Here is an 8,361-nt window from a genome sequence, read left to right on the forward strand (position 1 = left end):
TACTGACTACTGACTACTGACTACTGACTACTGACTACTGACTACTGACTACTGACTACTGACTACTGACTACTGACTACTGACTACTGACTACTGACTACTGACTACTGACTACTGACTACTGACTTCTTCCTTAATAATTATGAACCTATCAGAAATCTTTATCCGCCGCCCCGTAATGACTACCTTAGTCACAGTCGGCATTCTAATCTTCGGTTTAATGAGTTATTTTCTGCTACCAATTAGCGCCCTGCCGCACGTAGAATATCCCTTTGTCAGCGTCTCCGCCAGCTTACCCGGTGCAACGCCAGAAACCATGTCATCCTCCGTCGCCGCACCGCTAGAAAGGCAGTTTACAGAAATAGCAGGGCTGAATTCTTTTAACTCTACAAGTTCCACCGGTAGCGCCAGAATTTCCCTGCAATTCGACTTCAGCCGCAGCGTCAATTCTGCTGCTAAAGACGTACAAGCTGCGATCGCCGCCGCCGCAGGTTCATTGCCCGCTGGAATGACCAAAGCGCCCAGCTACCGCAAGGTTAACCCTTCTGTTTCGCCAATTCTCTACCTCTATTTGTACTCAAAAACCCTATCCATTGCAGCAGTAGACGAAGCCGCAGAAGTGACGGTGGCCCAACCAATCTCGGCGATAGATGGTGTGGCGCAGGTGCAGGTTTACGGGCAGAAAGAATATGCCGTGCGGATTCAACTCGATCCGCGAGAATTGACTGCGAGGGGAATCGGGTTAGATCAAATTAGAACCGCCATTACTCAAGGAAATGTTAACTTACCAACTGGTAGCCTTTCCGGCGATAAAAAAAGCTATTTAATTCAGGTAAACGGTCAATTAAATACTGCAGCAGAATATCGATCGCTGATTGTTGCTTACCAAAATGGCGCAGCAGTGCGCCTGCAAGATTTAGGCAATGTCATTGATGACGTGCAGAACAACAAAGTGTTGAATTTGTACAGCGATCGACAAGTCAACAATCAACCTGCAATCTTGCTTGCAGTGCAGCCTCAACCCGATGCAAATACCGTTGATATTGTCGATGCGGTAGTGCGAATGTTACCTTCACTAAAACAACAAATTCCCCAATCGATCGAAATGGGAATTATGTACGATCGCTCTCAATCTATTCGGGCTTCTGTAGACGATGTGAAGTTCTCCTTAGTATTGTCGGTGTGTCTGGTTGTCTTAGTAATTTTTATCTTTTTACGGAACATCACAGCGACGCTAATTCCGAGTTTAGCTTTGCCGGTGGCGATTATTGGCACCTTTGCTGTGATGTATCAGTTGGGATACTCGTTAGATAACTTGTCTCTGATGGCGCTGACGCTTTCAGTGGGGTTTGTGGTGGATGATGCGATCGTAGTTTTGGAAAATATTGTCCGCCACCAAGAAATGGGAGAAGCGCCCCTAGAAGCAGCATTGAAAGGCTCGAAAGAAATTGGTTTTACCATTCTTTCGATGACGCTTTCATTGGTAGCAGTGTTTATTCCTCTGATGTTTATGAGTGGATTAATCGGTAGATTGTTTCACGAATTTGCTGTAACTATTGCTGTAGCAATTTTGGTGTCGGGCTTTGTATCTCTGAGCCTGACACCGATGTTGTGCAGTCGATTTCTCAAATCCCCGTCCCACCACCAAAAAACCAACCGCTTCTACCGCTTCTGGGAGCGGGGATTTGAACTACTTTTGCAAGGATATGAATGGACGCTTAAACCGGTTTTGAAATACCGTTTTTTAACGCTGATTGTTTCGGTTGTTCTCCTGGTATTTACGGCTTATTTGTTTGTTTTAGTTCCGAAAGGTTTTATTCCGACTGAAGACACCGGACAATTGATGGCTAACACGAAAGGAGCGCAAGATATTTCGTTTGATGATATGATGATTCACCAACAGCAAATTGTTGATATCCTTCGGAAAGATCCAAATATTGCAGCGTTGAATTCAACTGTAGGTGCGAGTGGCCCGAACGCATCGGCGAATAACGGACGGATTACAATTAGGCTCAAACCGATCTCGCAACGCCGCCTCAGTGCGGATGAAATTATCCAAAAACTAACTCCGAAATTGCGCGGAATTCCTGGCATTCAAGCTTTTTTGCGTTCTCCGGCCGCAATTCCGATTGGCGGTCAACAAACGAATTCGCAATATCAGTTTACGGTGCAAAGTTTAGATTTGCAAGCGCTGCGTCAAGCGGTGCCGGCATTGTTAGCTAAAGTTAAAACGCTGCCGGGATTGCGCGGTGTCGATAGCGATTTACAATTGAGCACGCCTCAGCTTGAGGTTAAAGTCGATCGCGCTAAAGCAGCAATTGTCGGTGTTAGCCCGCAACAAGTGCAGAAAACCCTCAGCGCTGCTTACGCTTCAGGACAGGTTTCGACGATTTATACTCCCAACAATCAATTTACGGTTGTGTTGGAATTAAAGCCTGAGTTTCAGCGCGATCCGAGTGCTTTGTCGATGCTGTACGTGCGATCGAATACCGGACAAATGATCTCGTTAAGTGCGATCGCAAATATCACCCAAACAGTCGGCCCGCTCACAGTCAATCACCTAAGCGGATTGCCTTCTGCTACAATCTCTTTTGATACGCTTCCAGGCACATCGCTGAGTCAAGCAACCGCCGCCATTGAGAAAGTTGCCCAGGAAGTTTTGCCGCCGTCAGTAACAACAAGTTTTCAAGGTTCAGCCCAGGTATTCAACCAATCATTTAACGATTTAGGTTGGTTGTTAGTGGTTTCAATTTTAGTAATTTATCTAATTCTCGGCATTTTATACGAGGATTTTATTCACCCGCTGACAATTTTGTCAGGTTTACCATCAGCCGGATTTGGTGCGCTGTTAACTCTGGTAATTTTTGGGGTGGAATTGAATCTGTATTCGTTTATCGGGATTATTTTGCTGGTGGGAATTGTCAAGAAAAATGGGATTATGCTGGTGGATTTTGCGATCGAGAAACAGCGACAAGACAGCAGCCACAGCGCCTTTGATGCCATTTACGAAGCTTGTGTCGTGCGCTTCCGTCCGATTATGATGACGACAATGGCGGCATTAATTGGCACTTTGCCGATCGCCCTGGGCGTGGGTAGCGGTTCGGAATCGCGCCGCCCGTTGGGAATTGCGATCGTCGGCGGATTGCTATTTTCGCAAATTTTAACCCTGTATTTGACTCCAGTATTTTACATTTATATGGAAGGGTTGAGAAAGCGGTTAGGCCATCCCAAAATCAAGTTTTCTGAATTATTTTTGCGTCCTAAAACTCGCTCTTAAAAGCTAAATTAAGAGGTGATTCAACCGCAGAAGCACGCAGATGAACGCGGATAGTCATAAAGGGCGATCGCACTTCACTTAGGTTGTGTTAAATTTTATTTGATGACACCGCTAATTCTTTCTCTTCTTCCCAAGACAGCGATATTTGAAGTTGTCTTGATTCTGTAAATGTTTGAGCTGCCAACAGGGCCGTCTCTAAATTTACACACATCCTGGCGGAATAATTACCTTCTTGTCCGCCGATAACTAGCTTTTCTATTGCATCTGGTTGTGATGGATCTACTAAATTATGGAAGCTAACATTGTCAAAAGTTATGTTGACAATATATTTGCCTAATTCGCCACCACCAATGCTCATATAACACTCGTCATCTGCACCAAAGGTAACTAAAGTTTTAGTTTTCCCATTTAACTCGCGGATGGCTTGCTCTATTTGACTCCAAGTGGGATTTTCTATTAGATCGCCTTCATCTTGGTTGCCAACCCAATTTTCTGCTGATAGGTTTGATACAAACATTATTATCTCCTTCTATTTGGCGGTTGAACTGTTATTGTCTTACTTCCACTGGGAGTAATAATTTCTAATTCTGCTATATTTAACTGCCAAGCCATAGAGTTTACTCCACCTCTTAAGCCGCAAGCCGCACAAAGTTCGCGATCGCAAATCAAACGTGCTTTACCTCCTCTAAGGCCCGCATCGGCTGCTTGTTGAAAAGCATCGGCTTCAGCGTGGGTTTTGGTGATAGGATTGACATTAAAAGTTATTTGGCGGCGATAGGGGTTGCTGCCAGAGTTGATGCCAAAAAAACTTTGACCTGCTATTTCTCGTTTAGCTATGGTTGATTTATCGGTTTCGCTGCCAGCCAGTGATAAACCGAGGCTTTGTCTGTATGCAGCTAGTTCATCAAACACACTTTATATTTTTGCCTTTCCCTTTGGGTTGACTGCCCCTATTTTACCAGCTTCCGTTCTGGTTTTGGGATTTGGGGGTGCGATCGCTCTCTTCTTCATCCGCGTTCATCCGTGTTCATCTGTCTTCATCTGCGGTAAAAAAAGGGCGATCGCTTCTAAATTTATACCAGCGAACCATCACCAACCAACTTACCCCATCATCTAACTGAAAAAGTCGATCGTCTCTTTCAACGCCTTCACAAACACATCAATCTCCTCGCGAGTATTGTAAAAATACAAACTCACCCGTGCAGTAGATGAAATGTTCAAATAGCGGTGCAAAGCTTGCGTGCAGTGATGCCCCGAACGAATCGCGACCCCCTCCTGATCCAACATGGTAGACAAGTCTTGAGGGTGAATTTCTCCCGCAGTAAATGCCGCCAAAGCTGCCCTACCTTCGCCGTTGCTGTCCGGTTGCGGCCCGTAAATTTTAATCTGTGGAATTTGGCGCAATTGTTGGAACAGATAAGCCGTCAATTCGGCTTCGCAGGCATGAATCTTATCCATGCCAATGTTATTAAGATAATCGATTGCGGCACCAAGGGCGATCGCCTCTCCGATTGCCGGAGTCCCCGCCTCAAACTTGTGCGGCAAATCAGCATAGGTAGAATATTCGAGAAACACATCAGCAATCATCTCGCCACCGCCAAAAAACGGAGGCATTTCTCTAAGCAAATCCAGTTTCCCGTACAGAAAACCGATACCAGTCGGAGCGCACATTTTATGACCCGAAGCAACCAGCCAATCGCAATCCATTGCTTGCACATCTATTACCATGTGCGGCACGCTTTGGCAAGCATCTATTAAAACTTTTGCGCCGAAACTGTGGGCAATTTCGCAGATTTCTTTAACCGGATTGATGCAGCCCAAAGTATTGGAAACGTGAACGATTGAAACCAACTTAGTTTTATTTGAAATCAGCGTTTTAAACTGTGCTAAATCAAACTCCTGAGTCTCCGTCAACTCAACAAACTTCAGCACCGCGCCAGTTTTTTGAGCAATCATTTGCCAAGGCACCAGATTGCTGTGGTGTTCCATCACCGACAGGATAATTTCATCTCCGGCTTGCAGATTGTTTAAACCCCAAGAATAAGCAACCAAATTAATCGCTTCGGTGGCGTTGCGAGTGTAAACAATTTCTTGTCGCGAAGCCGCATTGATAAACGCTGCAACTTTATCTCTCGCACCTTCGTAAGCATCAGTCGCTTTAGCACTGAGAGTGTGAGCGCCGCGGTGCACGTTAGCATTGTATTGTTCGTAGTAATCGCGCCAAGCATTGAGTACAGCCAGAGGTTTTTGGGAAGTAGCTGCATTGTCTAAATAAACTAGCGGTTTCCCGTGGACTTTTTCATTCAAAATCGGGAAGTCGCCACGAACTTTTGAGGCTAAGGTTTTTTCTTGAATAAGTGTCATATTTTTTGAAGTTAGTGATTTGTCGTTGGGTGGGGGCGGGTTTACGAGATTGTTGATTTTAGGCAATTATTATTCGTGAACCCCCCCTACAAGCTGTTAAAAATGGTGCAATATGTGGTAGGGACACAGCACTGCTGTGTCCTAATCTGTCTCTATCAGTTATTCTTGCACAGCCACACAAGTAGAAAGCATTTTCGCCACTCCAATAATCGGCAACATATTGAGAATTTCCGCCGCAAAAGCATCAATCAACAAATAGCGACTTCTTTCCAAATCCAAACCGCGACTTTGCAAGTAGAAAAGCTCATCATCTTCTAATTGGCTGACAGTTGCACCGTGGGAACATTTAACGTTATCCGCCACAATTTCTAACTGCGGTTTGGTATCGATGCGCGCCCTCGGCGAAAGCAGCAAATTCCGGCTCAACTGTCCGGCATCTGTCAATTGTGCGGCTTTGCGAACGAAAACTTTGCCGTTAAATACTGCGCGAGCTTTGTTACCAACAATGCACTTGTGCAATTGCTTACTTGTGCCGTGGGGGTGATTGAAATCAATTAGACTGTGAGTGTCTGCTAACTGTTCGCCAAAGGCTACGGTTAAACCGTTGAGAATTGTTTCCGTGCCTTCGCCGCCTTGCAACACTTCTAAATTGTGGCGCGATATTTTGCCGCCCAAGCTGATAGCATGACAAGTATAGCTGCTGTTGCGCGATTGCTCGATCGCACTTTTGCCAATATGAACCACATTCAAAGTTTCCCGCTGAAGCCGAACATGGTTCACCGTGGCATTTTCACCTACAACAACATCCGTCACAGCATTCGTAAAAGCGGGTAAATTACCGATTGTGGTGTAATCCTCAATCAGCGTAACTTTGCTGCCAGCCTCAGCTATGACTAAGCAGTGCGGCTGACACATCGTCGCAGATGCACCGGGTGCGCTCAGGAACAGCAAGTGAATCGGCATTTCGACGGACACATTGGCCGGCACGAACACCACCGCAGAATCTGCTAAACCCGCAGTATTCAGGGCTGTAAACACTTCCGTTTGTTGGCTGTGCTTGCTCAAAACATCGGTAATGCGCGATCGATATTTTTCGGGTACATTAGATAAATTACCTGCATAAAAGTCCGGCAAATTCGGCAAAACCGCCGACTCCACCGTTGACAAATCCGGCGCATAAAAACCGTTAACAAATACCAATCTTAACGGTAAATCATCCCGATTCTTCACAGGCATAACAATATCAGCCAGCTTAACCGTTGACTGATAGCTTTGCGGTACATGAAAAGGAACCTGCAACATCGACGACAAATCAGTAAAGCGCCACTCCTCATCCCTCACCGTCGGAAAACTTGCAGCAAGCACGTATTCAGTCGCCGCATCCCGCAAATCCTGCAACCCGTAAGCCGAACCTTTGCCATTAGCAACCTCCAACTTACCGCACTGATTCACCAAATCAGCCAAAAACATTTCCCTAGTAGCAACTTGCGTATTTATCATCGCGCGCCAACTCCTGCTGCTTCCTCTTCCACAACCCAATCATAACCGCGCTCTTCCAATTCCAGCGCCAACTCTTTCGGGCCAGTCAAGATAATTCGGCCGGCTTCCATGACATGAATAAAATCAGGAATAATGTAATTGAGCAACCGCTGATAGTGAGTAATCACCAACATCGAATTTTCAGCAGTTGACAACTGATTCACACCGCCGGCGACTATCTTGAGAGCATCGATATCCAAACCAGAATCAGTCTCATCCAAAATAGCTAACTTCGGTTCCAACAGCGCCATTTGCAAAATCTCGTTGCGCTTTTTCTCGCCCCCAGAAAAACCCTCATTGACGCTGCGGCTCAAGAAAGCCGGATTCATCTTCACAACATCCAGCTTATCCTCGATTAAATCTTGGAAATCAAAAGCATCCAACTCTTCCAATCCCCGATGTTTGCGGTGAGAATTGTAAGCCACGCGCAAGAAATCCACATTACTAACGCCGGGAATTTCCAAAGGATATTGGAAAGCCAAAAATATACCCGCCAAAGAACGTTCTTCCGGCGGTAATTCCAGGAGATTTTGTCCCAGGAAAGTAACTTCTCCACCCGTCACCGTATAAGCAGGATGGCCGGCTAATATTTTGGACAAAGTGCTTTTTCCAGAACCGTTTGTACCCATAATCGCGTGAATTTCACCCGATTTAATTTCCAGATTCAAACCCTTAAGAATTTGGGTATCATCCACATTCGCAGTTAAATCGCGGACGGATAGAATTACTTGACTATTTTCAACAATCATCTCTTTTTTTCCTTTGCCTCAATGCAGTTTACAGTTTTTTGTTCTCATTCTTCTCGTTCCTAGGCTCTGCCTAGGAATGCGTGTCACGAGGCTCTGCCTCGCCGGAAACCTGGGAGAGAAATGCGAGGCAGAGCCTCTAGATATGCGTTACCAAGCAGAGCCTGGGAACGAGGGTTCGGGAGTTTAGAAGAAAGAGAAAAGTTTGATAAGTTTTCTTCCTTCTTCCTTCTTTCTTCTTCCTTCTTCCTGATGACATTGGACGGAAAGCTCGGGGGGACAGCACTAATGACTAATGACTAATGACTAATGACTAATGACTAATGACTAATGACTAATGACTAATGACTAATGACTAATGACTAATGACTAATGACTAATGACTAATGACTAATGACTAATGACTAATGACTAATGACTAATGACTAATGACTA

Annotated in this window: 7 protein-coding genes; 2 read left to right on the forward strand and 5 right to left on the reverse strand. The window is 45.3% G+C overall.

All coding sequences use genetic code 11. The features are described 5' to 3' along the window. The first annotated feature begins 142 nt into the window (after nucleotides 1–142). Nucleotides 143–3,277, forward strand: coding sequence for an efflux RND transporter permease subunit (locus IQ263_RS27155; protein WP_194071164.1), 3,135 nt, complete (start codon nucleotides 143–145; stop codon nucleotides 3,275–3,277). Nucleotides 3,278–3,365: 88 nt separating this feature from the next. Here IQ263_RS27155 and IQ263_RS27160 read toward each other — a convergent pair whose 3' ends face one another. Further along, nucleotides 3,366–3,794 carry an Imm1 family immunity protein gene (locus tag IQ263_RS27160; protein ID WP_194071165.1) on the reverse strand — a complete coding sequence of 143 codons (429 nt, stop codon included), beginning with the start codon at nucleotides 3,792–3,794 and terminating at the stop codon, nucleotides 3,366–3,368. 2 nt (nucleotides 3,795–3,796) lie between these two features. Next, entirely contained in the window at nucleotides 3,797–4,189 is a 393-nt protein-coding gene (locus IQ263_RS27165) for a deaminase (RefSeq protein WP_194071166.1), read from the reverse strand. Between the two features lie 28 nt (nucleotides 4,190–4,217). Here IQ263_RS27165 and IQ263_RS27170 point away from each other — a divergent pair, with 28 nt between their 5' ends. Then, nucleotides 4,218–4,394 (forward strand): hypothetical protein, encoded by a 177-nt coding sequence (locus tag IQ263_RS27170; RefSeq protein WP_194071167.1) that lies wholly within the window; start codon nucleotides 4,218–4,220, stop codon nucleotides 4,392–4,394. On the opposite strand, the gene IQ263_RS27175 is transcribed toward IQ263_RS27170, so the two are convergent. The 3 genes from IQ263_RS27175 to sufC all read right to left on the reverse strand — a co-directional run bounded on the left by IQ263_RS27175 (nucleotide 4,391) and on the right by sufC (nucleotide 7,929). Then, entirely contained in the window at nucleotides 4,391–5,641 is a 1,251-nt protein-coding gene (locus tag IQ263_RS27175) for a SufS family cysteine desulfurase (RefSeq protein ID WP_194071168.1), read from the reverse strand. The two genes, IQ263_RS27170 and IQ263_RS27175, sit on opposite strands and share 4 nt — an antisense overlap. 159 nt (nucleotides 5,642–5,800) lie before the next feature. Beyond that, on the reverse strand, nucleotides 5,801–7,141 hold the full coding sequence (gene sufD, locus IQ263_RS27180; RefSeq protein WP_194071169.1) for a Fe-S cluster assembly protein SufD: 1,341 nt from the start codon (nucleotides 7,139–7,141) through the stop codon (nucleotides 5,801–5,803). Next, nucleotides 7,138–7,929: a Fe-S cluster assembly ATPase SufC gene (gene sufC, locus IQ263_RS27185; protein ID WP_194071170.1), complete on the reverse strand. Its 792-nt coding sequence runs from the start codon at nucleotides 7,927–7,929 to the stop codon at nucleotides 7,138–7,140. Before sufC ends, sufD begins: the two co-directional genes overlap by 4 nt. Nucleotides 7,930–8,361: the final 432 nt, after the last annotated feature.

It is taken from the genome of Tychonema sp. LEGE 06208 (assembly GCF_015207505.1).
Lineage (GTDB): Bacteria > Cyanobacteriota > Cyanobacteriia > Cyanobacteriales > Microcoleaceae > Microcoleus.